The sequence below is a fragment of the Paraburkholderia sp. MM5496-R1 genome, from assembly GCF_050436205.1.
GTDB lineage: Bacteria > Pseudomonadota > Gammaproteobacteria > Burkholderiales > Burkholderiaceae > Paraburkholderia > Paraburkholderia tuberum.
The window spans coordinates 504,625-526,963 of record NZ_JBNDLT010000002.1; the positions used below are offsets into that span (position 1 = coordinate 504,625).

Below are 22,339 nucleotides of genomic sequence, written 5' to 3' on the forward strand. Positions count from 1 at the left end.
ACAACTGATGAGCCACACCGCAGCAGGTGCACCGCAACAACCCGGTGAAGGATCTTCCGCCAGCCCTTCGTCAGACCGCAAAACGATTCATATCGTGCTGCACGAAGCGAAAGACACCGTCGGTGTGGCGGTTGTCGAAGGCATCAAGGCGGGGACCCAATTGAACGCGTGGATCATGGACGACGACGAGGTCGTGACGATCTCGGCGAAACAGAACATTCCGATCGGTCACAAGGTGGCGCTAAAAGACATGGCGGTCGGCGACACGGTGTTCAAGTACGGCGTGGACATCGGCAAGGTCGTTGCGCCGATCCGCGCGGGTGAACATGCGCATGTTCACAACATCAAGACGAAGCGCTGGTAACCGGCGCGAGGATCGACCAGCTCGCGCATCGACATTGCGAGCGAGCTTCCCCACTCAACAGAGCCAGATCGAAGAGAGCCACCATGAGCGTGATTGACCAGAACACCACTTTCCGCGGGTTTCGCCGTTCCAATGGACGCGTCGGCGTGCGTAACCATGTGATCATCCTGCCCGTCGACGATTTGTCGAACGCCGCCGCGCTGGCCGTCGAAACGGCCATCAAAGGCACGATGGCGCTACCGCATCCATACGGCCGCCTGCAGTTCGGCGCCGACCTCGATCTGCATTTCCGCACGCTGATCGGCGCCGGCTGCAACCCGAATGTCGCGGCGGTCGTCGTGATCGGGATCGAGGAAGGCTGGACCAAACGCGTCGTAGACGGCATTGCGAAGTCAGGCAAGCCGGTGATGGGCTTCGGCATCGAACTGCATGGCGATCACGATACGATCATGCGTGCCTCGAAAACCGCGAAAGAGATGGTGCAGTACGCCACGTCGCTCGATCGCGAAGAATGCCCGATTTCGGACCTGTGGGTATCCACGAAGTGCGGCGAATCCGATACCACGTCCGGCTGCGGCGCGAACCCGACTGTCGGCAATGCGTTCGACAAGCTCTACGGGTTGGGCACGACGCTCGTCTTCGGCGAGACGTCCGAACTCACGGGCGGCGAGCAGATCGTTGCGGCGCGTTGCGCGAACGACCAGGTGCGCGAGCGCTTCCAGTTCATGTTCGACCGCTATCAGGACATGATCAACCGCTGGAAGACCGACGATCTGTCGGAGTCGCAGCCGACCAAAGGCAACATCGCGGGCGGCCTGACGACCATCGAAGAAAAAGCGCTGGGCAATATCCAGAAGATCGGCAAGAAGTGCAGAGTCGACGGCGTGCTCGACAAGGCCGAGGAACCGACGGGGCCGGGCTTGTGGTTCATGGATTCGTCGTCAGCCGCGGCCGAGATGGTGACGCTGTGCGCCGCGTCGGGCTTTGCCGTGCATTTCTTCCCGACCGGGCAGGGCAACGTGATCGGCAATCCGATCGTGCCTGTCATCAAGATTTGCGCGAACCCGCGTACGGTGCGCACGATGAGCGAGCATATCGACGTGGATGTGTCGGGACTGTTGCAGCGCGAACAGAATCTCGATCAGGCTGGCGACAAACTGCTGGAATCGATGCTGCGCACCGCGAACGGGCGCTTTACGTCGGCGGAAGCGCTGGGCCACCGCGAGTTCGTGTTGACGCGCCTGTTCGAAAGCGCGTAATTTCTCCGGGCCCGTCCTCGCGACGGGCCGCGCTGCATAGCGCATGAATCCTGATCGCGCAGGCGGCTGCGATGACAGTTAGCTTCGCGTCAGCTTCGGATCCCCCGTATTCAATGGAGTTTTCGCAGCAGCGCGCGCACGCGTGACGTCTCGGGCCCGAGAAGCCCGGCACGCGCCGCACGGCGCTGTTCCATTTTCCAGCAGCAGCGAGTGGAGGAGACACCATCTTGCGCGTGCTAAAACATCTTTACGTGCAGGTTCTGATCGGACTTGCGGCAGGCATTCTCGTCGGTTATTTCTGGCCGGATCTCGGCGTCCAGATGAAGCCGTTCGGTGATACCTTTATCCGGCTCATCAAGATGCTGATCACGCTGGTGATCTTCTGTACCGTCTCCGTCGGCATCGCGCGGATGGAGAATCTCAAGCAGGTCGGGCGCGTCGGCCTCAAAACCATCGTGTACTTCGAAGCGGTGACGACGGTGGCGCTCGTCATCGGCCTTGTCGTCGCCAATCTGCTGCACCCCGGCTCCGGGCTGAACATCGATCCGAAGACGCTCGATACGCATGCAGTCAGCCATTACGTGACGGAAGTTCACGCGCAGTCGAACACCAGCTTCCTCGAAGAGATCGTGCCGAATTCGGTCGTGGGCGCGTTCGCGCGGGGCGATCTGTTGCAGGTGTTGCTGTTCTCGGTGTTGTTCGGCATCGCGCTATCGATCATGTCGCGGCGCAGCCGCTTCCTGTCGCGCGTGATCGAACAGAGCGGCGAAGCGCTGATGCGGATCGTCGAAATGATCATGCGCCTGGCTCCCCTTGGCGCGTTCGGCGCGATGGCGTTCACAGTCGGAAAATATGGCATTTCGACGTTGCAGCAACTCGGTCTGTTGATCGTGTGCTTCTATCTGACGAGCTTTCTCTTCATCGCCCTGGTGCTGGGCACGATCTGCCGCTGGGCGGGCGTGGGGTTGTGGCCGCTGCTCAAGTATCTGCGTGAGGAACTGCTGATCGTATTGGGCACGTCTACAACGGAATCGGTGTTGCCTCGTTTGATGGAAAAGCTCGAACGGCTTGGGTGTCCGAAGCCGGTAGTCGGGCTCGTGCTGCCGACGGGCTATTCGTTCAACCTCGACGGCGCCGCGATCTATCTGACGATGACCTCGCTCTTCATCGCGCAGGCCACCAATACCCATCTCACGCTACTGCAACAGATCGGGCTGCTGGCGATATTGATGGTGACGTCAAAGGGCGGCGCGGGCGTGGCGGGTGCGGCGCTGGTCGCACTGACGGCGACACTGTCGACGCACAACATCATTCCGGTTGCGGGCATTACGCTGATACTCGGTATCGATCGCGTGCTCAACGAGGTTCGCGCGATCGTGAACATGATCGGCAATGCGGTGGCGACGATTGTCGTCGCCCGCTGGGAAGGCGCATTCGATGTGCAGGCCGCGCGCAAACTGCTGGCCGCGCCGCCGGAAGTTCAACGCGGCGAGCCGCAAGCGAACGCAAGCGATGTCAACGACATGGCGCCGCCCGCGTATATACAGGAGCGCTCGAATTGAGCACGAACCTGAATATGAATCCGCGCGCGACGCGCAAGAAGATCGTCATCAGCGAATTCATCGATACTTGCGCAGTCGCAGCGCTCAGCGAGCACTTCGACGTGCATGCCGATGCGTCGCTCGTCGATCAACCCGTTGCGTTGAACGCGTTGCTGGCCGATGCCGACGCGCTGATCGTGCGCAATCGCACGCAGGTAAGGGCCGCGCTGCTCGATGCCGCGCCGCGTCTGAGCGTAGTGGGGCGTCTGGGCGTCGGGCTCGACAACATCGATCTGGACGCATGCGCGCAACGCAACGTATCGGTGTTCCCGGCGACGGGTGCGAATGCACGCGCGGTGGCCGAGTACGTGCTCGCCACGGCACTGATGCTGCTGCGCGGTGCATACCGTTCGAGCATGGAGGTCGCGGCGGGCAAATGGCCGCGCGCGGCGCTTTCGAATGGCCGCGAAGCGGCGGGTAGCACGCTTGCCGTCATCGGCTTCGGCGGCATCGGGCAACTCGTTGCGCAGCTCGCGCGCGCGCTGGGCATGCAGGTGCTCGCCTACGATCCGCTGCAGCCGGCCGACGCGGCGTGCTGGGCCGCGACCGGCGCACGCCGCGTGAGCATCGACGAAGCGTTGCGTGCCGCCGATGTGATCACGCTGCATGTGCCGCTCGTCGACAGCACGCGCAATCTGCTCGGCGCATCGCAACTCGCGGCGCTGAAGCGCCACGCGATCATCGTCAACACGTCGCGCGGCGGGATCGTCGATGAAGCGGCGCTTGCCTTGGCGTTGCGCGAAGGCCGCATTGGCGGCGCGGCGCTCGACGTTTTCAACGATGAGCCGCTCGCCGCCCGTTCCCCGCTGGCCGACGCACCAAACCTCATTCTCACGCCGCACATTGCGGGGCTGACCATGCAGTCGAACGAACGTGTCAGCACGCTCGTTGCGGCGCGCGTGACGGAGGCCCTGCTTGCGCAGCGTGATTCACACGTAACCGAAGGAATTTCACGATGACGCGAGTCTCAGCCGACGAACTGCTAGAACTTGCGACGCGCGCCGTCCGCAACGCGGGCGCAACGCCGGAGACCGCGACGGCCACGGCCCGCGCGTTGGTGTATGCGGACTCGTGCGGGTTGTCGTCGCACGGTGTTTCGCGTTTGCCGATGTACGTCGCGCAGTTGCGCAACGGGCGCGTCGATCCGCAGGCGAAGCCCTCCATTGTTGCGACGCGCAACGCCGCCGTGCTCGTCGATGCCGCCGATGGCATGGCGTTTCCCGCCTGCGCGCTTGCTGTCGAGACCTTGATCGGCCGTGCGCGCGAACACGGCAGCGCAGTGGCGAGCGTGACCCGCAGCCATCATTTCGGCGTCGGCGCATATCACCTGGAGGCGATCGGCGCGGCGGGCATGGTGGGCCTTGCGTTCAGCAATTCGCCGGCGGCGATGCCCGCGTGGGGCGGGCGTCATGCGCTATTCGGCACCAATCCCATTGCCGCCGTGTTTCCGCGCCGCAATGGCGACGCATTGATGGTCGACCTGTCGCTGTCGCAAGTGGCGCGCGGCAAGATCATGGTTGCGGCGCGCGAAGGCAAGCCCATCCCGTCCGGCTGGGCGACCGCCCGTGACGGTACGCCGACCACCGACGCCAGGGCGGCGCTCGACGGCATGATGCTCCCGTTCGGCGGCGCGAAAGGCGCGATGCTCGCGCTGATGGTCGAACTGCTGGCGGCGGCGCTGGCGGGCGCGAACTTCGGCTATGAAGCGGGCTCGTTCCTGACCGAGGAGGGGGCACGCTCGCGGATCGGCCATCTGTTCTGGGCCATCGATCCGGGCGCGCTGGCGGGCAATGAGATGTACGTAGAACGGGTCGAGGCGCTTGTCGCGGCGATGTTGCAGGATGCGGATGTCCGTTTGCCAGGGCAACGGCGGCATGCGTTGGCCGACGCGGCAAGCCGCGATGGAATCGAGATTCCCGATGCGTTGCTCACACAGTTGCAGACCTTGGTCGCGTGATGCGCGAATCCGCCGAAAGGAACCAGGCGCACTTCACGCGGGCGCCGGGCCGCTCGTGCCACGCACGATCAGTTCGATCGGCAGACACTCGCGCTGCGGCGGCACGCCGTCCGAGAGCCAGCGCAGCAGTGCGCGGGCGACGCGTTCGCCGAGTTCGTAAGTGGGCAACAGCACGGTAGTGAGACCTGGTGTGATCTGCGAGACGATGGGCAGATTGTCGCAACCGACAATCGATAACTGCTGCGGCACGGCGATACCGGCCGATTGCGCTTCGAACAGGCAACCCAGCGCGAGCACGTCATTGCCGCAGAAAATGGCGCTTGGAGCAGGGCGCAATTGCGTCAGTAGCTTGAGCCCGGCGCGACCGCCTTCGAAGCCGAACGGCTGTTCGATGATGTTCGCATCAGGCAGGCGGATATCGTGCTGTGCAAGGGTTCGCCGGAAGCCTTCGATCCGCTGACGCGCGCGGTCGTTATGGCGCGTGAAGCCCGAGATCACGCCGAAGCGGCGATGACCGAGTTCGAGCAGATGTTCAGCGGGCAGTTGCCCGATCAACTGGTTGTCGAAGCCAATCGACGGCGGTGTATCTGCGTCGCCGCTGCCGGCTGCGCCGGGCCGCTCGGCGTGCGACCAGGTCAGCAGCAGCGCGACGTGGCTCGCGCGAATCAGTTCATAGGTTTGCGGCGCATGGTCGGTGCCGACCAGAACGATTGCGTCGACAGCACGTTCCAGCAGCGCGCGCACGACTTCGATTTCCGCGGACAGGTTGTACTCGTGCGCGGAGATCAGCAACTGATAGCCGGAATTCGACAGTGTGGTTTGCAAGCCTTGCACCGCACGCGCGAAGATCGCGTTGTCGAGCGTCGGCACGATTGCGCCGACCATTCGCGCACGGCCCAGCGCAAGCGCGCGCGCCGCGCCGTCGGGCACATATCCCAGCGTGGCGATCGCATCACGGATGCGCGCGCGCGTGTCCGCTTTCACCATGTCGGGGTTGGAGAGAGCGCGCGACACAGTTGCCGTCGAGACGCCGGCGAGTGTGGCGACATCGCTGATACGGGCGCGTGGCAAGGTATTCATTGCGGCAGATCAGACCGGTTTGGATAGGCTCAATTGATTGTAGTGCCCGATTGCAAGCGAACGACAGTACAACATCATTCGAATCGGTATAAATCCCGATGTGACCCGTGATCATAGCGTCTATATTCAAATGCAAGCGGTTACATTTCATTGCGCGGCGCGTTGCATTTCACGCCCGCTGAACAGGCAGGAGACAATGTGTTCCCCGCATTCCGTTCACCGCGCTTCCTGTGCAGCATCGGCACGCTCGCTGCAACGCTCGCCGCGTGGTACGTGCTGACGGCTCTCACAGGCATCGTCGCAGCGTCGAGATTCCCCACTCCGTTCGATACCTGGCAGGCGCTTGCCCAGGTGGTGACGGTCGGTTATGCCGACGGCCGTCTCGACCAGCACATCGTGCAGAGCGTGAAGCTCGTTCTATACGGCTTCGCGACGGCGGCGGTGACGGGCGTGCCGCTCGGCCTATGGATGGGCTACTCGGCGCGTGCGCAAGCGTTCTTCAACCCGATCTTTCTGCTGTTGCGACCCATTCCGCCGCTCGCGTGGATTCCGCTCGCGATCGTCTGGCTTGGACTCGGCGACTCCGCGAAGGTGATGGTGATCTGGTTCGCGGCGTTCGTGCCATGCGTGATCAACAGTTTCGCGGGCGTGCGCAATCTCGACGTGCCGATGCTCGAAGCCGCCGAGATGCTGGGTTTGCGGCGTTCGCGCTTCGTGCTGGAAGTGATGATTCCCGGCGCGCTGCCGATGATTTTCACAGGCTTGCGCCTGTCATTGCAGGCTTCATGGACGACGCTCGTGGCGGGCGAACTGATCGGTTCGGTCAAAGGTCTCGGGCATCTGCTGACGCAAGGCTCGCTCGACATCTATCCGGCGATGATCGTCGTTGCGATGCTGACGGTCGCGCTGTGTGGATGGTTGATGACGCTCGCGCTTGGGCAAATCGAACGGCAACTCATGCCTTGGAGAGCGAACAGATGAAACCGGGTCATCTGCGCGGTGTCGCGCATCCTGACATCGAGTCCGTCGGCGTCGATCGCGAGTCCGGCAGTGCGGCACGCACGTTGCGCCAGCGCAAGATGGTCAGCGAGCCTGGGCGTGCTGTGGCTCGACGCAACGTGCCGCTCTGGACGCTGAATGCCGCGGGGCTGATCGCGTTCTTCGGCATCTGGTGGCTGGCATCGGCAGCAGAACTCGTCCCCGCGATCTTTCTACCGACGCCGCTTGCAGTCGTTCACAAGTTTGCCGATCTGCTCACGCATCCGTTTGTCGGTTACACGCTCGAAGTGCATCTGTGGTCGAGCTTGCAGCGCTATCTGATGGGCTTTTTGCTGGCCGTCGCGCTGGGTGTGCCGCTCGGTCTGATGATGGGCTGGTTCCGCTGGCTCGACTACTGCGTGACGCCGCTCTTCGAAACCGTGCGTTTCATCGCGCCGATTGCATGGGTGCCGTTTGCCGCGTTGTGGTTCGGCACGGGCATCGGTGGCCCGGTGCTGATCATTTTTGCGGGTGCGTTTCCGCCGTGCGTCGTCAATGCTTATCGCGGTGCGCAGCAGGTCGACGGCAGGCTGCTCGAAGCGGCGCGCATGCTCGGCGCGTCGAACCGGATGATCGTCTGCGAAGTGCTGCTGCCAGGCGCGTTGCCGTCGGTGATCGCAGGTGTGCGCGTCGCGGCGGGACTGGGCTGGATGTCGCTGGTCGGCGCCGAACTGATCGTCGCGTCGAGCGGCATTGGCTACATGATGGTCAAGGGACAAGCGGCAATCGACACGGCGACGGTGATGAGCGCGATGATCGCAATCGGTATGGTGGGCGCGGCAATCGACCTGCTGCTTGGACGCATCGAAGCGTACGCGATGCGCAACCGGCGCGTCGCCCGGCACTAGCACCCGTGGCTTCACTCTCTCAACCGTGACGGAGCGCACGATGAGCATGATTCGTTTCAATGACGTGTCCCGCATGTTCAGGCGCGACAAGGCGAGCGTCGTCGCGCTGGAACACGTCGAACTGGAAATCGCCGACAAGGAATTCGTTGCGATCGTCGGGCCGTCGGGCTGTGGCAAGACGACGTGTCTGCGGATGGTCGCGGGTCTCGAGTTTCCGACTTCGGGCAGCGTGACGGTGGCGGGCCGCAAGGTGACACGGCCAGGACCCGATCGCGCGGTCGTCTTTCAGCAGTTCGCGCTGTTCCCGTGGAAGACAGTGTGGGACAACATCGATCTCGGCTTGCGCGCGAAGGGCATGGCCGCCGACGCAAGACGCGAAACGATCGAGCGCTATCTGTCGCTGATGAATCTGCGCGGCTACGAGCAGGCGTATCCGCATCAACTATCGGGCGGCATGCAGCAGCGCGTCGCGATCGCGCGCGCGTATGCGCTCGACCCCGGCGTGCTGCTGATGGACGAGCCGTTCGGCGCGCTCGATGCCCAAACCCGGGTCGTCATGCAGGAAGAACTGGTGCGGCTCACGCGCGTGAATCCGCGCACGGTGCTGTTCATCACGCACGCGGTCGAAGAGTCGGTGTATCTCGCGGATCGCGTCGTCGTGATGACGGGCCGGCCGGGGCGCGTGAAAGAAGTGATCGATGTGAAGTCCGTGCGCGAGCAGCATGGCTGGGACGCGTGCAAGCGGATCGAAGACGTGATGGATCTCGAATCGTTCGTCCGGTTGCGCACGCATATCTGGAAGTCGTTGCGCGACGAACACGGCGCTGTCGAACGTGTCGCTGCATGAAGCTGCATAAAACTGCCACCGGTTCCAACGGCTGAGCGCAATACCCCATAAAACAGGAGACCAACATGAAACGTCTGCGTGCGATCCCTTTCATCGCGTTGCTCTGCGCGGGCAGTGCGGCGTTGCCGGGCACGGTGTGGTCCGCCGATCTCACTCCGATCAGGGTCAGCTATCAGCCCGCGCTGTATTGGGCGTTGCCGTTCTATGTCGCAACCGAAAAAGGGTGGTGGGCAGAGGTCGGATTGAAGCCCGAGTTTTCGGTGTTTCCCGCCGGCGTGCCGCAGATTGCGGCGGCGGCGTCGAAATCGTGGGACGTGGGCGGCACGGGTTCCGTGCCGGCGGTGCTCGGCTACCAGCGCTTCGGCATTCAGGTGATCGGCCTGACAAACGACGAATCGCAGGGCAACGTTCTGATGGCGAGCAAGGCGCGTTATGACGCGGTGCGCCGCAATCCGGCGTCGCTGAAAGGCCAAACCATCGTGTTGACGTCCAACTCGACGGGTGATTACGCGGTACAGGCATGCCTGAAAAAGTATGGGCTGACGAAGGCTGATGTGACGCTCAAGAACATGGGCCAGGCCGAGATCATTTCCGCTGTGTCGTCGGGCAATGCTGATTACGCGGGCGTGTGGGCGCCGTATGACTATACGCTCGAAGAGAAGGCGGGCGCGCGCGTGTTGTGCTCCGGTAAGGACGGCGGCGCATCGGTGCCCGGCGCGCTCGTCACGCGTGGCGAATTCGAGAAGCAGCATCCCGATCAGGTGGCAAAGTTTCTCGCCGTCTATCTGCATGCATGGGCGTGGATGAAGGCGCACCCTGACCAGGCCGTCGCGATGATGAAGAAGTTTTACCAGGAGGGCGGCGTCAGCATCAGCGACGATTCGATGCGCAAGGAATTCGCTACGCGCCCGACCTTCGACCTGAAGCAGCAACTCGCCGCGATGGACCGCACGAAAGGCGCATCGCAGGCCGACGATTCGTTCACGAAGATCGCGCAGTTCATGCATGCATCGGGCGCGCTCGCGTCCGTCCCCGAAGCAAAAGACTATATCGACGACAGCGCGATGAAGCGTGTGTTGGACGACCCTAAACTCGCGGCGTTCGCAATGGACGGCAGCAAATAACGCGCGGTTGCGATCGCGCAAAAAGGCCACGGTGTGGCCTTTTAAAAGCCCCTCGCTGCAAGCGCTTGCATTATTTTTAACATCGATGAAGGAGAAGGCGATGAGCGTGACTTACCTGAAGAAAGCAGCCAAGACGCCGGAAACCGAGACCGCGACGGCGCAACAGGTCGTCGGTGAAATGCTTGCGCAGATTCAGGCGCATGGCGAAGACGCCGCGCGTGCGTATGCGAAGAAACTCGATAACTGGGACGGTCCGATCATCGTCTGCGCCGATGAGATCGAACGGCGTGCGCTCGAAGTGCCCGCGCACGTGAAGGCCGATATCGATTTCGCCGCGCAACAGGTATTCGACTTCGCGCTCGCACAGCGGCGCTCGATTGGGGATTTCTCGGTCGAACTGTATCCAGGCGTGACGGCAGGGCAAAAAGTGGTGCCCGTCAACGTGGTCGGCTGTTATGCGCCTGCTGGCAGGTACGCGCATATCGCGTCGGCATACATGGGCGTTGCGACTGCCAAGGCAGCGGGCGTGAAGACGGTGATTGCCTGTTCGAGCCCGTTTCGCGGAGGCGGCATCCATCCGTATGTGCTGTATGCGTTCAAGGCGGCAGGCGCCGATGTCGTGATGACGCTGGGAGGCGTGCAGGCGATTGCGTCGATGGCGTATGGGCTTTTTACCGGCAAGCAGGCGGACGTTGTGGTGGGGCCGGGCAACAAGTTCGTCGCGGAGGCGAAGCGCGCGCTCTTTGGCAAGGTTGGGATCGACGTCTTCGCGGGGCCGTCGGAAGTTGCGGTGATCGCCGACGCCAGTGCCGACCCGGCGATGGTCGCGAGCGATCTGGTCGGCCAGGCCGAGCATGGCCACGAGTCGCCGGCATGGTTGTTCACGACGTCGAAGGCGCTCGCCGACGAGGTCATTGAGCGGGTTCCGCAACTCATCGATGCGTTGCCGCCGACCGCACACGATGCCGCAGGCGCCGCGTGGCGCGACTATGGCGAAGTGATCCTGTGCGACACGCGAGAGGAAGTGGTGGACGTGTCTGACCGCTATGCATCGGAACACCTCGAAGTGCAGGCTGCCGATCTGGACTGGTGGCTCGAACATCTGACGTGCTACGGCTCGCTCTTTCTCGGCGAAGAAACGACGGTCGCATTCGGCGACAAGGCGAGCGGTCCGAATCACGTTCTGCCCACCAAGGGCGCAGCGCGCTATTCAGGGGGGCTCTCGGTGCACAAGTTCGTGAAGACGCTGACGTGGCAGCGCATGACGCGCGATGCGGCGAAGCGCATTGGCGAAGTAACGGCGCGTATCTCGCGGCTCGAAGGCATGGAAGCCCACGCCCGTACCGCTGACGACCGCCTGCAGAAGTACTTTCCCGACGAAGCATTCGTGCGTGGCGAACCGGTACAGGTATGAACGCCGTCGGCACGTGCAATCGGTACGACGAAGGAGGACACCGTTGAATATCGCTCGACTATTCGACCTGAATGGCAGAACCGCGCTCGTGACCGGCGGCAACTCGGGCATCGGCGAAGCGATGGCGCGCGCGTTGGGCGGGGCGGGTGCGCGCGTCGTGCTGGTGGCGCGGCGAAGTGATGCGCTCGACGAAGCGGCAATGCGGCTGCGGGATGACGGTATCGATGCGCACATGCACGCATGCGATCTGAGCGACGCGCATGCGGCGCGCGCCTGCGCGCTCGATGCAGCGGCACAGCACGGCCAGATTGACATTCTCGTCAACGCGGCGGGCGTCAATCTGCGTCAACCATTCGATGAAGTGACGCCGCAAGCGTGGCAACAGCAGCTCGCACTGCATCTTGGCGCGCCGTTCTTCATGACGCAGGCGCTCGCACCCTCGATGAAGGCGCGCGGACATGGTCGCATCATCAACATCGCGTCGCTGCAGTCATACCGTGCATTCAATGATAGCGCGCCATACGGCGCGGCGAAGGGCGGTGTCGTGCAATTGACGCGTGCTATCGCGCAGGCGTGGTCACGCTACGGCATCACGTGCAACGCGATTGGGCCGGGCTTTTTCCCCACTGCGCTGACGGCTCCCGTTTTCAACGACGCGCGCGTCGCGGACATGCACGCGCAGAACACGTGCATCGGACGCAATGGACAACTCGACGATCTGTATGGCGTCACGGTGTTTCTTGCGAGTGACGCGTCCGCGTACGTCACGGGCCAGACCATCATGGTCGACGGCGGGTACACCGCGCGGTAGGCGGTAACGCAATTGCACGACGGAGAACGCTTGTGAAAGCACTTGTCTACACGCAGCCCAATGAGGTCCAGTTGCTGGATCGGCCCGAACCGCTGGCAGCCGACGGCGAGGTGATACTCAGGATCGATGCGGTCGGTATTTGCGGCTCCGATATGCATGCATTCCACGGCCACGATCCGCGACGCAAACCCGGCCTCATTCTCGGTCATGAGTTCGCCGGCACGATCGTGGAGACGCGCGCACCGCATCTGATGAAAGGCTTGCGCGTCACGGGCAATCCGTTGATCACCTGCGGGCACTGTGAATATTGTGTGCAGGGGCGCGACAATCTGTGCGCGAACCGGACGATGGTCGGCATGACGCGTCCGGGTGCATTTGCACAATATATGTCGTTGCCTGCGGGATGCGTTGTCGAAATTCCGCAGGAGATGCCCGCAACGCACGCCGCGGTGACCGAGCCGGCTGCTACGGCGCTGCATGCGCTGAATCTGTCGATGCGCGCGCTGCAAAGACCGTTGCCGGAAACCCGCGCCCTGGTCATTGGCGGCGGGGCGATTGGCTTGCTGTCGGCGTTGTTACTGAAATCGTATGGCTGCCGGTCGGTTGAAATGGCGGAGGTCAATCCGCTGCGTCGACGATCGGCGCAGCAGCATGCGCAGTGCGAGACATGGGATCCGTTGGACGCGCCGGCGCCTGAAAGCCGGTTTGAGTTCGTGATCGATGCCGTGGGCGCAAAGCCGACACGCGCGCTCGCGTTATCGTCGGTGAAGCCTGGCGGCGTCGTGATGCACATCGGCCTCCAGGACTGGGCAAGCGAAATCGATATGCGCAAGCTGACGCTCGCTGAAATCACGCTGCTGGGTACGTACACCTATACGATGGCGGATCTTCGCGCGACGGTTTCGGCGTTGCACGAAGGCGCGTTCGGTTCGCTGGATTGGCTCGACGTGCGGCCGCTCGATGCCGGAAGCCAGGCGTTCGACGATTTGCAGAACGGCAGGACGGCGTCAGGGAAAGTCGTCCTGACGCCGGGCTTCTAAATTTAGTATCCCGTTCCGCTGATTCGCGAACAAAGTCTTTGTAGCTTGGCGAGGCTGGAATCCGCGGAGGCGGTCCACGTGAATGGTACCTACGCCATGGCGCGGGTAAGCGCCCGCCGTTTTGCAAGGGTCTCGTAAAGAGCGCGTACGCCGAATCGCCAGGGCGTGATTTCGGTTGACGACTGCACGGTGTTGACAAGTGCGCCGAGCTCCGGCGTTGCAATCGTCACCTTGTCCGCGAGGTGATGCGTGAAGCCGCTGCCCGGAGCATGCCGGTCTTCAATTGGAGAGAACATCGTGCCGAGGAACAGCATGAAGCCGTCTGGATACTGGTGATGCGGCCCGGCAGTCTGGGCCACAAGTTCCTCTGGGTCACGGCTGATCTCGCGCATGTGGCTCACGCCTTCGAGAATAAATCCGTCGTCCGCGCCTTCTATCCTGAGCGACACGCTGGCCGCCCGCACCGAGTCCATGGTGAAGCGTTCATCGAACAACCGAATAAAAGGACCGATCGCGCATGAGCCGTTGTTGTCTTTCGCTTTGCCGAGCAGCAACGCACTGCGGCCCTCGATGTCGCGGAGATTGACGTCGTTGCCGAGGGTTGCGCCGACGATCGTTCCGCGGCTGTTTACCGCCAGCACAATTTCTGGCTCGGGATTGTTCCAGCGGGAGGCCGGGTGCAGCCCAACGTCCGCGCCGTAGCCGACCGCCGACATCGGTTGAGACTTGGTGAACACCTCTGCGTCCGGCCCAATGCCGACCTCCATATATTGCGACCATGCGCCGCGCCGTTCCAGTTCCCGCTTCAGACAGTCGGCAGCTGCCGTGCCGGGGCGAATCCTGGAGAGATCAGTGCCGATCAGTTGCGCGATCGTCGCCCGGACCATGTCGGCTTGAGTCGCGTCGCCGTTGGCCTGTTCTTCAATGACCCGTTCGAGCAGGCTCACGGCAAAGGTCACGCCGCATGCCTTGATGGCCTGAAGATCGCACGGCGCCACTGCAATGCGCGGCCGATGTTCTCGACGGGACCGAGCGCCTCGCCCTCGACGTGATGCGCAAACTCGACGAGGTCCACGTGCTCGAACAGATCGGAGGTCGTCGGCGCCGACGCCGTGATGTCGAAGGCCTGACCGGCGCGAACAACGACGACCGACGGCCCGTCAATCGGCGCGTTTCGCCAGATGCGTCCGACCAGCAGGGCATCGGGTAGGTCAGTAGGTACAAAATGCGGAAGATCGTTCGATATCATGGACGGCCTGGCTAGCGAGAGTTGGGAACCGCGAGGGAGATACGCTTCAAGCGAGCGATACGCGTTGCGGGTCGGCCGGCCGAAGCCTGCCTGGCAGCATCACGCGACTCAGTGCTTCCGCGAAGAAGAAATCGCCGAACATCGTCGCGCCATCGACACCTTCATTGTGCGGCTTCGAATAGCAGGAATTCCTCAAAAGTCCCCGCTGCGCAGGTTCGTAGGCAAACTCGTCACGACATAGAGCTTCGAGCATCGCGAGTCCGTGTTCGCGCCAGCGAAGCGCATCAGCAGGGTCGGGATGCAGACGGCCCATCTCGATCAGCGCTGACGCCATCACCGCTGCTGCGGCAGTGTCCTTGATTTCCGCGTCCGCGCCAGTGGCGTCGAAATCCCACGGTGGCACAGGACGTCCATCGAGCCGGCGCAGATAGTACGCCGCTAGCCGCCCGGCAAGGTCTAGCCAGTTGCGCTTGCCGGTTTCACGCGCCGTGTTCACGTAGCCATAGACGGCCCACGCCTGGCCCCGGCTCCACGCCGATTCGTCGAATGCGCCTTGAAACGTGTAGCCGCGCTGGCGCGCACCGGTTCTCACGTCGTACTCCACCGCGTGATAAGTCGAATCGTCGGGGCGGATAAACGCCTTGGCGGTCATGACGGAGTGCGCTTCGGCGGCGAGGCGATAACTGCCGTCCCCGGAATGGTTCGCCGCCCAGTAAAGCAACGATAGATTAGCCATCGTGTCGATAGCCGAGGCGCTGCGTCCGCGCGGATCGTCAAGCGGACCCCAGGAAGCGAGATAGGCGCCGCTGCGCGTGGTGACAAGACGCGCGCGCAGTTTGTCCGCGGCTTCCATCGCAATGTGCGCGTACCACGAGTCGCGGGTGATTTCGTAGCCCGGGACGGCGCTGCTGTCGAAGATAAAGCCGATGTCGTGCGTGTTAGGGTCCTGCGCGCGCTGCGCGACGAGACGCATGCGCTCGCGGGCCCACGAGAGGTATTTGTCGTTGCCGGTGTGCAAATACGACGTCAGCAAAAGTCCGACCCAGAACCCGCAAAACCAATTGCCGTGGCTCCACGCCGAACCGCTGTAGCCTGCGGACAGCGACGCCGGAAGCCGGACCCACTTTCCGTCGGGCGCTGTGATCTGGGGGAATTCGACGCCGAGCGTCGGCTCGTCCTCTGCAACTTTGGTCGCAATGCGATCGAGGATATCGGTGAAGAGGGCGGACCGGTCAGAGGACAGTCCTTGGTCTTGGTACGAAGCATTCACGCCTTTGTCTCCTGATGATTTTCGCGTTTCCCGAGTGACGGGGGCACGCAAATTCTAGGAGCGCGGCGGTTCCAGCGGTTAGGACGAAGCGCGGCTTATATTGGACTTTCCTACGTCGCACCCGGACGCCTATCGTCCCACTGCTTCAAATGCTCAGTTTCTCCAGGCTGCGGCGGAAGTCGATTGGCGAGCGGCCCGTGTGCTTGCGGAAACATCGGCTGAAGTAGGCCGGGTCGTCGAAGGCAAGCCGTGTTGCGATCTCCGCCACATTGACCTCCGAATGCAGCAACAGACGCTTCGCTTCCAGCATCACGCGTTCACGAATCAGCTTGGCCGCCGTGCTGCCGAGCGCCTGGCGCGTCGCATCGTTCAGCGCGCGTTCTGTGACGTTCAGCAGGCATGCGTAGCGAGCGACGTCGTGGACCGTGGTGAAATGTTTTTCCAGCAGACTTTTGAAGCGTCGCGACAACAGCACGCTACGCGACGAATTGACGTCGGTCACGGCGTCGCCGCCCAGGCGCACGGACTTGATTAGCAGAACGCGCAGATATGACCAGATGACGTCCTCGTAGCCTGCCTCTTCACCCTGATATTCCGCATCGATTCCATCCAGCACATGATGAAGGTCCTGAGCTTGTGCGTCGCTCATATAAACCGTGTTCGGAATTCGCTCGAAATCGTAGACCGGAATTTCCGTCTGCGAATGGCGGTTCTGAACCTTGAAGGCGAAAAATTCGGACGAGAAACTGATCGCGTGGCCGACTGTATCTTCGGACAACGCGAAGTCGTGGATCTGGCCCGGCGCCATGAAGAACAGCGTATTGGGCCGCACCTCGTAGCGAATCGAGTCGATGATGTGGTGACCGCTGCCCGACACGACCCAGACGATGTGATAGAACTCGTGCCGATGAGGATACGGCAACGTCGATTTCATATCTTCGAGGGGTGCGAAATGAAAGTCGATCGACTTGATTCGCGACCCATACTCATAGTTGGCGATCTTGAAGACCGGCAACTGACAACCACAACCTCTAAGCATTTAATCTGTCTCCTGCATCCAGCTCACTTGTTTGGCTCGCTTGGCCAGCTCACTCCTTGGCTAAATCAAGCGTGCTGTTTCTCCTTCGCCGGTCGGCATCGAACGTAGTGTAATTGTAAATAGCAAATCGGCGTGACGGCTGTTGTCGAAAACCCGCAAAGGTTTGGCCTCGCCTGCCGATTGTCAGATCATTGGAAACGCAATTCCTTCAGCGCCGACAGTCCGGTCAGCACCGGCTTGCCGTCCTGATTGCGCACCATGGTGTCCATCACGAGGATGCGCTTGGCGGGTTTCTTCTCGACTACGGTCACGTGGATCCTGATCGTATCGTCGATGAAGACGGGTCCGAGAAAGCGCAACTCCTGCCCGACGTAGACGAAGCCGGGACCGGTCAACCCGGTATGGGTCGTCGACACCAATGCCGCGGTCAGCAGGCCGTGCGCCACGCGCTGGCCGAATGGCGTGCGTGCCGCGAAGTGCTGATCCATGTGTAAGGGGTTGAGGTCGCCCGACAGATGGCCGAAAGCGTTCACGTCACTTTCCGCGATGGTACGCACGAGTACCTGGCAGCGGCCAATCTGGATATCGTCAAAGCGCAGCATCTCGTGGCACTGATTCAGATGAGTGTTCATGCAGTTCTCCGCCCGGTCAGCGCCGCGCCCGCTTCGACCAGCGTATCGATTTCGTCCGGCTCGTAGCCCAGTTCGGCGAGCACCTCGCGGGTGTGTTCGCCTTGCCGCGGCGGCTGACGGGTGAGCGGTGGTGCTGCGCCGTCGTATCGAACCGGATGCGCGAGCAAACGAATCGGCCCGGCCTGCGGATGCTCGACCTCCATGATGATGCGGTTGTGCGCCACTTGCGGGTCGGTCTCGACCTGAGGGTAGTCGTTCACGGGCGCGTACCAGATGTCGTGCTCGTCGAAGGTCGTCATCCAGTCGGCCGTCGTGCGCGCGGTCAGCGCGTCATAAACGATGCGGTTCAATTCGTCGCGGCGGCGCACGTTGTCCTTTGGGTGCGAAAACCCGGCCAGCACGGGCTGAGACAAGGCCGCCGCCAGCTTCTCAGTGGGCGTGAGCGAAACGGCGATCCAGCCGTCGAGAGTCCGGTAAACCCCATACGGCGACGGATGGAACCGGCTGCCGGTCGGCGGGTTCGTGCGCGGCCAGAGTGGTCCCTTGTTCAGGTAGTAGGTGAATGGCTCGATCTGAAGATCGAGCGCCGCGTTGAGCAGGTTGCTTTCGACCAGCGTGCCTTTGCCGGTGCGTTCACGCGCCTGCAAGGCCGCGACCACGCCGAAGGCTGCCAACGCCGCCGCGTGCTGGTCGACGATCGCGGATCCGACTGGCGTGGGCGGGGAATCGGCCTCGCCGGAGAGCATCGTCATGCCACTGATGGCCTGCAGCAGCAGATCCTGCCCCGGCCGCTTGAGATACGGTCCCGATGACCCGTAGCCGGTGCACGAACAGTACACGAGCCGCGGGTTGATCTCGCGGACATCGTCGTAACCGAAGCCCATGCGCTGCAGGACGCCTGGCCGGTAGTTTTCGATCAGGACATCGGCTTCCTTGATCAGCCGCCAGACGATCTCTCTCGCGCGCTCGTCGCGCAGATCCAGCGAGATGCTGCGCTGATTGCGGTTGCCGAGCAGAAAAAACATGCTCACACCTTCGACATACGCATCGAAGCCGGTCCAACTGCGCTCGAACGCGCCGCCCGGCGGTTCGATCTTGATCACGTCCGCGCCGACGTCGGCCAACATCTGCACGGCGGCGGGGCCCTGCAAGAAGTGAGTAAAACTTAACACCTTGATGCCTTCCAGCATGACTTGTCTCCCGAGCGCGTGTCCGTATCTGTTTGACTGAGGGTTCAGGCAAGCAGGTTTCGCGAGATGATCATTCTCTGAATTTCCGAGGTGCCCTCGACGATCTCCAGCACCTTGGCGTCGCCGAATGCGCGCGACACTGGGTACTCGCTCATCACGCCGTAACCGCCATGTATCTGCAACGCCTGATGAGCAGCCTCCATCGCGCGCTCGGTGGCGAAGAGCTTGGCCATCGACGCCTGCTGATCGAAGCGAACGCCTGCATCTTTGAGCGCGGCGGCATCGTAGAGCATCAGTCGCGCGGCGTGCGCGTGGGCCGCCATGTCAGCGATCTTGAACTGCAGCGACTGGAACTCGGCGATCGGCTTGCCGAATGCGCGCCGCTCCTTCATGTACGCGATCGACCGATCCAGTGAACCCTGCAGGATGCCTAGCGCGAGCGCGCCGATCAGGATTCGGCCCGTGCTGATCTGGGCGAGCGTCTGTCGCAAGCCCGCGCCGCGTTCGCCGAGCAGGTTGGCGGCCGGGATCGTGCAGCGCTCGAAGAACAACTCGTAGGTGCTCGATGCGCGCCAGCCGATCTTGCGCAGTTTGCGTCCGTAGCTGAAACCGGGGGTGCCGTTGGGCACGATGAAGTTAGAAATTTCCTTGCGGCCGTCGGGGCGCGTTCCCGTTACCGCGGCGATGACGACCGGCCCGGTCACTTCCGTGCCGGAATTGCTAATGAAGGTCTTCGATCCATCGATGATGTATTGGTCGCCTTCCAGCGTCGCACGCGTCGCGATGTTGGCCGCGTCGGAACCCGCGTTGGGCTCCGATAATCCGATCGCGCCGACCTTGCGGCCGTCGAGGATAGGGCGCAAATAACGATCCTTTTGCTCATCGGTGCCATAGTTGGAAAGCAGGCTTGCGACCGTCGAATTGGCCATTAGAGAATTGGCGATTGCGCAATCTACCCGTGCGAGTTCCTCTAACACGATTACATAGGAAAGCCATTCGCCACCGCCGCCACCCCAACTCTCCGGATAAGGCAGGCCGGCGAAGCCGAGCTCGGCGGCACGCTTCCAGATGTCGTAAGGAAAGGCTTCCGCTTCCCAAAGCTCTTCCGAGACAGGAGCGATTTCGTTTTCCGCGAAACGGCGCACGGCGTCGCGTATCGCGGTGTGTTGTTCGTTTAACCAATGCGGCATGTTCGACTCTGTGAAAAAGCGGGAGATGGGTTGAAGCCGGGGGCTGCGTTACAGCACCTTCAGATAGGTATCGCCAGATGCGACCAGCGTGCCGTCCTGGCGCGTGACGTCTGCTCTGAACACGCACATGTTGCGATCGTCGTCCTTCTCGCGCAGCGTAAGCCGGGCGGTGACCGTGTCGCCGATAAATACCGGCGCATTGAACGTGATGTCGTATCGGTAAGAAACCGCACCGGGGCTCGGCGCCTTTTGCGCCATATAGCCCATCACAGTCGATAAGAAGCCGACCGACAGACATCCTTGCGCAATGCGCTTCTCGAAGCGCGTGGTTTTGGCGAATTCCTCGTTCAAATGCACCGCATAGAAATCGCCGACGATCCCGGCGAAGCCGTAGATATCGAATTCAGTTACGGTCTTGGCGAAATCGGCAGTGTCGCCGACCGCGTAACAATCCATGTGCGGGCGTTTGGCCATGGTGGTTCTGGAAGTGAGAGTCGGTTGCGGAGCCGGCCTGTTCTTTGTTGATTGGGGCCGGCGGGTGTGACTCAAATTTAATGAGTGCGGGTTGCTGACCGTTAGGACGGTTTGGGCGAATGCTTGGACTTTTTTGACTGCATGCGCCGGATAAATCGCCAGGCAGTCTGGCAAACGCGTGCTATCGAAGACGCCGTAAAAAAGTACAAGAAATCGGGCGACCGGTCCTAACGCCCGTTGCGTGCACTCACGAATACTTGGAGCGCCTGCAGACGGATCGGCCTGACGCGGCGCGAAAATTACATTCCAGTACGGAAGGAGACGAAATGAAATCATTCTTCAGCACGCGCCGCGCATGGCGCACCATGATGGTGGGTACGCTGCTCGCAGCGGGCGTCGTTGTCGCCAGCGTTGCCCGTGCGGACGAGCCGATCGTCATGAAGCTGGGCCACACCCTCGCCCCGGACAACCACTATCAGCTGACTGCCCAGGTGTTCGCGAAGGAGGTCGCGCAGCGAACCCACGGCAAGGTCAAGATCGAGATCTTTCCGCAGTCACAGCTCGGCGGCGAAGTGCAGATGGCGCAAGCGCTGCGCACCGGCACCCAGGAGCTCATGATTTCCGCACAGGCGCCGATCGGAAACACGATCAAGCAGTGGCAGATCTTCGATACGCCTTATCTCTTCAGCAGCATCGACGACGCCAACCGGGTTCTGCAAGGACCGGTCGGCCGCAAGTTTCTCGACATGATGCCGGCGGTCAACATGATCGGCTTGACGTGGCTGTCGGTGGGCGAACGCAATTTGTTCACGGCTAAAAAGCCCGTCGGCTCGCTCGATGACATGAAGGATATGAAAGTTCGAGTGATGCAGAGTCGCGGCTATATCGCGGGCTATAAGGCACTGGGCGCAAATCCGACGCCGCTGCCTTATAACCAGTTATTTCTGGCGCTTTCGCAAGGCCTGGTCGACGGCGGCGATACGTCACCGGAGCAGTTCATCCAGGACAAATTTTCCGATGTCGCGAAGCATTACTACCTGACCCACGTGAACTACCTGCCCGTGGTGCTGGCAATCAGCAAGAGCGCCTGGACGCGTCTTTCGCCTGACGAGCAGCAGGCGTTTCATGCCGCTGCCGCCGTCGCCGCGGACTATGACATGAAAGAATACAAGCACGAGTACGACGACGCGCTCGCAACGATGAAGAAGAATGGCACCCAGGTGACCGAGATAAACACGGTGCCGTGGGCCGCCGCGACCGCAAGGGCGCGCGAGGGCCTGCTCAGCGACATTCCCGATGGCCAGGCGCTTTATCAGGAAATCAAGGCGGCCGACAAGTCCGCTGTCGCTTCGAAATGAAGGGAGAGTGCCATGGAAAAGCTTGCCCGTCATCTCCTGTTTATCGATGACCTGGTCCTGAAGATCACGCTGTTCCTATGCGGTGGACTACTTCTCATGATGGTGTTCGTCGCTGGCCTCGGGGTGGTCTTCCGCTTCATCCTGCACAACTCGCTGTCGTGGTCCGACGAGTTCGCGGCTTATCTGTTCGTGTGGCTCACGTGCCTCGGTGCGGCGGCAGGAGCCAAGCTGCGGGTTCATCCGGAGGTGCGGGTACTGGCCGACCGTTGTCCGCCCGCTTTCGCGCAGACACTGGCGGACCTTACCGACTGCGTAGTCCTCGCGCTCGGCATGGTCTTCCTTATGTACGGTGGCGACATGCTGGAGCTGATGGGCACCGAAACTGCGACCTCTCTGCCGATCTCAATGGTGTACCCATATCTCTCGATTCCCGTCTGCGGCGCGTTGCTGGTCTTTCATTCCGCGGTCCGAATCGCGGTTTCTCATCTCGCGCCCGGCGCGCAAACGAGGCAGTCTCTGTTGCAGGGCGTCTCCGAACATATCTGAGGTGAATC

At 62.1% G+C, this 22,339-nt stretch carries 21 protein-coding genes and 1 pseudogene; 14 read left to right on the top strand and 8 right to left on the bottom strand.

Features of this window, described 5'->3' with window-relative positions:
• Positions 1-94 precede the first annotated feature (94 nt).
• The 5 genes from OKW38_RS09065 to OKW38_RS09085 all read left to right on the top strand — a co-directional run bounded on the left by OKW38_RS09065 (position 95) and on the right by OKW38_RS09085 (position 5,181).
• The gene (locus tag OKW38_RS09065; protein WP_244144807.1) at positions 95-364 is read left to right on the top strand and encodes a UxaA family hydrolase; all 270 of its coding nucleotides are present in this window, start codon (positions 95-97) and stop codon (positions 362-364) included.
• 83 nt (positions 365-447) lie between these two features.
• Positions 448-1,623, top strand: a complete 1,176-nt coding sequence (locus OKW38_RS09070) for a UxaA family hydrolase (RefSeq protein ID WP_018422893.1) — start codon at positions 448-450, stop codon at positions 1,621-1,623.
• 227 nt (positions 1,624-1,850) lie between these two features.
• On the top strand, positions 1,851-3,185 hold the full coding sequence (gene dctA / locus OKW38_RS09075; protein ID WP_090804993.1) for a C4-dicarboxylate transporter DctA: 1,335 nt from the start codon (positions 1,851-1,853) through the stop codon (positions 3,183-3,185).
• A 14-nt stretch (positions 3,186-3,199) separates the two neighbouring features.
• Positions 3,200-4,183 (top strand): hydroxyacid dehydrogenase, encoded by a 984-nt coding sequence (locus OKW38_RS09080; RefSeq protein ID WP_090804991.1) that lies wholly within the window; start codon positions 3,200-3,202, stop codon positions 4,181-4,183.
• Positions 4,180-5,181, top strand: a complete 1,002-nt coding sequence (locus OKW38_RS09085; protein WP_090804989.1) for an Ldh family oxidoreductase — start codon at positions 4,180-4,182, stop codon at positions 5,179-5,181. The genes OKW38_RS09080 and OKW38_RS09085 overlap by 4 nt, the downstream gene beginning before the upstream one ends.
• A 33-nt stretch (positions 5,182-5,214) precedes the next feature.
• Here the strand turns inward: OKW38_RS09085 and OKW38_RS09090 are convergent, their stop codons facing one another.
• Positions 5,215-6,261, bottom strand: coding sequence for a LacI family DNA-binding transcriptional regulator (locus tag OKW38_RS09090; RefSeq protein WP_429361091.1), 1,047 nt, complete (start codon positions 6,259-6,261; stop codon positions 5,215-5,217).
• A gap of 198 nt (positions 6,262-6,459) precedes the next feature.
• Between OKW38_RS09090 and OKW38_RS09095 the strand changes: the two genes are divergently transcribed.
• The 7 genes from OKW38_RS09095 to OKW38_RS09125 all read left to right on the top strand — a co-directional run bounded on the left by OKW38_RS09095 (position 6,460) and on the right by OKW38_RS09125 (position 13,383).
• Positions 6,460-7,242, top strand: a complete 783-nt coding sequence (locus OKW38_RS09095; protein ID WP_429336548.1) for an ABC transporter permease — start codon at positions 6,460-6,462, stop codon at positions 7,240-7,242.
• Positions 7,239-8,147, top strand: coding sequence for an ABC transporter permease (locus tag OKW38_RS09100; RefSeq protein WP_429361093.1), 909 nt, complete (start codon positions 7,239-7,241; stop codon positions 8,145-8,147). The genes OKW38_RS09095 and OKW38_RS09100 overlap by 4 nt, the downstream gene beginning before the upstream one ends.
• 40 nt (positions 8,148-8,187) lie before the next feature.
• Complete coding sequence (locus OKW38_RS09105; RefSeq protein WP_018422900.1) at positions 8,188-8,994, top strand: ABC transporter ATP-binding protein; 807 nt, start codon at positions 8,188-8,190, stop codon at positions 8,992-8,994.
• Between the two features lie 65 nt (positions 8,995-9,059).
• Entirely contained in the window at positions 9,060-10,118 is a 1,059-nt protein-coding gene (locus tag OKW38_RS09110) for an ABC transporter substrate-binding protein (RefSeq protein WP_429361095.1), read from the top strand.
• A 100-nt stretch (positions 10,119-10,218) separates the two neighbouring features.
• Positions 10,219-11,532 carry a histidinol dehydrogenase gene (hisD, locus tag OKW38_RS09115; RefSeq protein WP_184043548.1) on the top strand — a complete coding sequence of 438 codons (1,314 nt, stop codon included), beginning with the start codon at positions 10,219-10,221 and terminating at the stop codon, positions 11,530-11,532.
• A gap of 43 nt (positions 11,533-11,575) precedes the next feature.
• On the top strand, positions 11,576-12,343 hold the full coding sequence (locus OKW38_RS09120; RefSeq protein WP_090804981.1) for an SDR family NAD(P)-dependent oxidoreductase: 768 nt from the start codon (positions 11,576-11,578) through the stop codon (positions 12,341-12,343).
• Between the two features lie 32 nt (positions 12,344-12,375).
• A complete protein-coding gene (locus OKW38_RS09125; RefSeq protein ID WP_090804979.1) occupies positions 12,376-13,383 on the top strand; it encodes a galactitol-1-phosphate 5-dehydrogenase in 1,008 nt (335 codons plus the stop codon).
• Positions 13,384-13,472: 89 nt separating this feature from the next.
• Here the strand turns inward: OKW38_RS09125 and OKW38_RS09130 are convergent.
• From OKW38_RS09130 to OKW38_RS09160, 7 genes and pseudogenes are all read right to left on the bottom strand, one after another.
• Positions 13,473-14,632 (bottom strand): annotated as a pseudogene (locus OKW38_RS09130) (fumarylacetoacetate hydrolase family protein).
• 46 nt (positions 14,633-14,678) lie between these two features.
• Positions 14,679-15,902 carry a glycoside hydrolase family 88 protein gene (locus tag OKW38_RS09135; protein WP_429361097.1) on the bottom strand — a complete coding sequence of 408 codons (1,224 nt, stop codon included), beginning with the start codon at positions 15,900-15,902 and terminating at the stop codon, positions 14,679-14,681.
• Between the two features lie 145 nt (positions 15,903-16,047).
• Positions 16,048-16,941, bottom strand: a complete 894-nt coding sequence (locus tag OKW38_RS09140; protein ID WP_429361099.1) for a helix-turn-helix domain-containing protein — start codon at positions 16,939-16,941, stop codon at positions 16,048-16,050.
• Positions 16,942-17,129: 188 nt separating this feature from the next.
• A complete protein-coding gene (locus OKW38_RS09145) occupies positions 17,130-17,573 on the bottom strand; it encodes a MaoC family dehydratase (RefSeq protein WP_429361101.1) in 444 nt (147 codons plus the stop codon).
• Positions 17,570-18,763 (bottom strand): CaiB/BaiF CoA transferase family protein, encoded by a 1,194-nt coding sequence (locus tag OKW38_RS09150; protein WP_429361103.1) that lies wholly within the window; start codon positions 18,761-18,763, stop codon positions 17,570-17,572. Before OKW38_RS09150 ends, OKW38_RS09145 begins: the two co-directional genes overlap by 4 nt.
• Before the next feature lie 44 nt (positions 18,764-18,807).
• A complete protein-coding gene (locus OKW38_RS09155; protein WP_429361105.1) occupies positions 18,808-19,953 on the bottom strand; it encodes an acyl-CoA dehydrogenase family protein in 1,146 nt (381 codons plus the stop codon).
• Positions 19,954-20,001: 48 nt separating this feature from the next.
• Positions 20,002-20,427: a MaoC family dehydratase gene (locus OKW38_RS09160; protein ID WP_090804966.1), complete on the bottom strand. Its 426-nt coding sequence runs from the start codon at positions 20,425-20,427 to the stop codon at positions 20,002-20,004.
• A gap of 257 nt (positions 20,428-20,684) precedes the next feature.
• Here OKW38_RS09160 and OKW38_RS09165 point away from each other — a divergent pair, with 257 nt between their 5' ends.
• Positions 20,685-21,785, top strand: coding sequence for a TRAP transporter substrate-binding protein (locus OKW38_RS09165; protein WP_429336538.1), 1,101 nt, complete (start codon positions 20,685-20,687; stop codon positions 21,783-21,785).
• Positions 21,786-21,797: 12 nt separating this feature from the next.
• Positions 21,798-22,331 carry a TRAP transporter small permease gene (locus OKW38_RS09170; RefSeq protein WP_429361107.1) on the top strand — a complete coding sequence of 178 codons (534 nt, stop codon included), beginning with the start codon at positions 21,798-21,800 and terminating at the stop codon, positions 22,329-22,331.
• Positions 22,332-22,339 lie beyond the last annotated feature (8 nt).

Coding starts and splice junctions, on each gene's coding strand:
- OKW38_RS09155 (WP_429361105.1), bottom strand. CDS start 19,953: ATGCCGCATTGGTTAAACGAACAACACACCGCGATACGCGACGCCGTG.
- OKW38_RS09150 (WP_429361103.1), bottom strand. CDS start 18,763: ATGCTGGAAGGCATCAAGGTGTTAAGTTTTACTCACTTCTTGCAGGGC.
- OKW38_RS09140 (WP_429361099.1), bottom strand. CDS start 16,941: ATGCTTAGAGGTTGTGGTTGTCAGTTGCCGGTCTTCAAGATCGCCAAC.
- OKW38_RS09170 (WP_429361107.1), top strand. CDS start 21,798: ATGGAAAAGCTTGCCCGTCATCTCCTGTTTATCGATGACCTGGTCCTG.
- OKW38_RS09110 (WP_429361095.1), top strand. CDS start 9,060: ATGAAACGTCTGCGTGCGATCCCTTTCATCGCGTTGCTCTGCGCGGGC.
- OKW38_RS09070 (WP_018422893.1), top strand. CDS start 448: ATGAGCGTGATTGACCAGAACACCACTTTCCGCGGGTTTCGCCGTTCC.
- OKW38_RS09080 (WP_090804991.1), top strand. CDS start 3,200: ATGAATCCGCGCGCGACGCGCAAGAAGATCGTCATCAGCGAATTCATC.
- OKW38_RS09085 (WP_090804989.1), top strand. CDS start 4,180: ATGACGCGAGTCTCAGCCGACGAACTGCTAGAACTTGCGACGCGCGCC.
- OKW38_RS09145 (WP_429361101.1), bottom strand. CDS start 17,573: ATGAACACTCATCTGAATCAGTGCCACGAGATGCTGCGCTTTGACGAT.
- OKW38_RS09100 (WP_429361093.1), top strand. CDS start 7,239: ATGAAACCGGGTCATCTGCGCGGTGTCGCGCATCCTGACATCGAGTCC.
- OKW38_RS09160 (WP_090804966.1), bottom strand. CDS start 20,427: ATGGCCAAACGCCCGCACATGGATTGTTACGCGGTCGGCGACACTGCC.
- OKW38_RS09105 (WP_018422900.1), top strand. CDS start 8,188: ATGAGCATGATTCGTTTCAATGACGTGTCCCGCATGTTCAGGCGCGAC.
- hisD (WP_184043548.1), top strand. CDS start 10,219: ATGAGCGTGACTTACCTGAAGAAAGCAGCCAAGACGCCGGAAACCGAG.
- OKW38_RS09090 (WP_429361091.1), bottom strand. CDS start 6,261: ATGAATACCTTGCCACGCGCCCGTATCAGCGATGTCGCCACACTCGCC.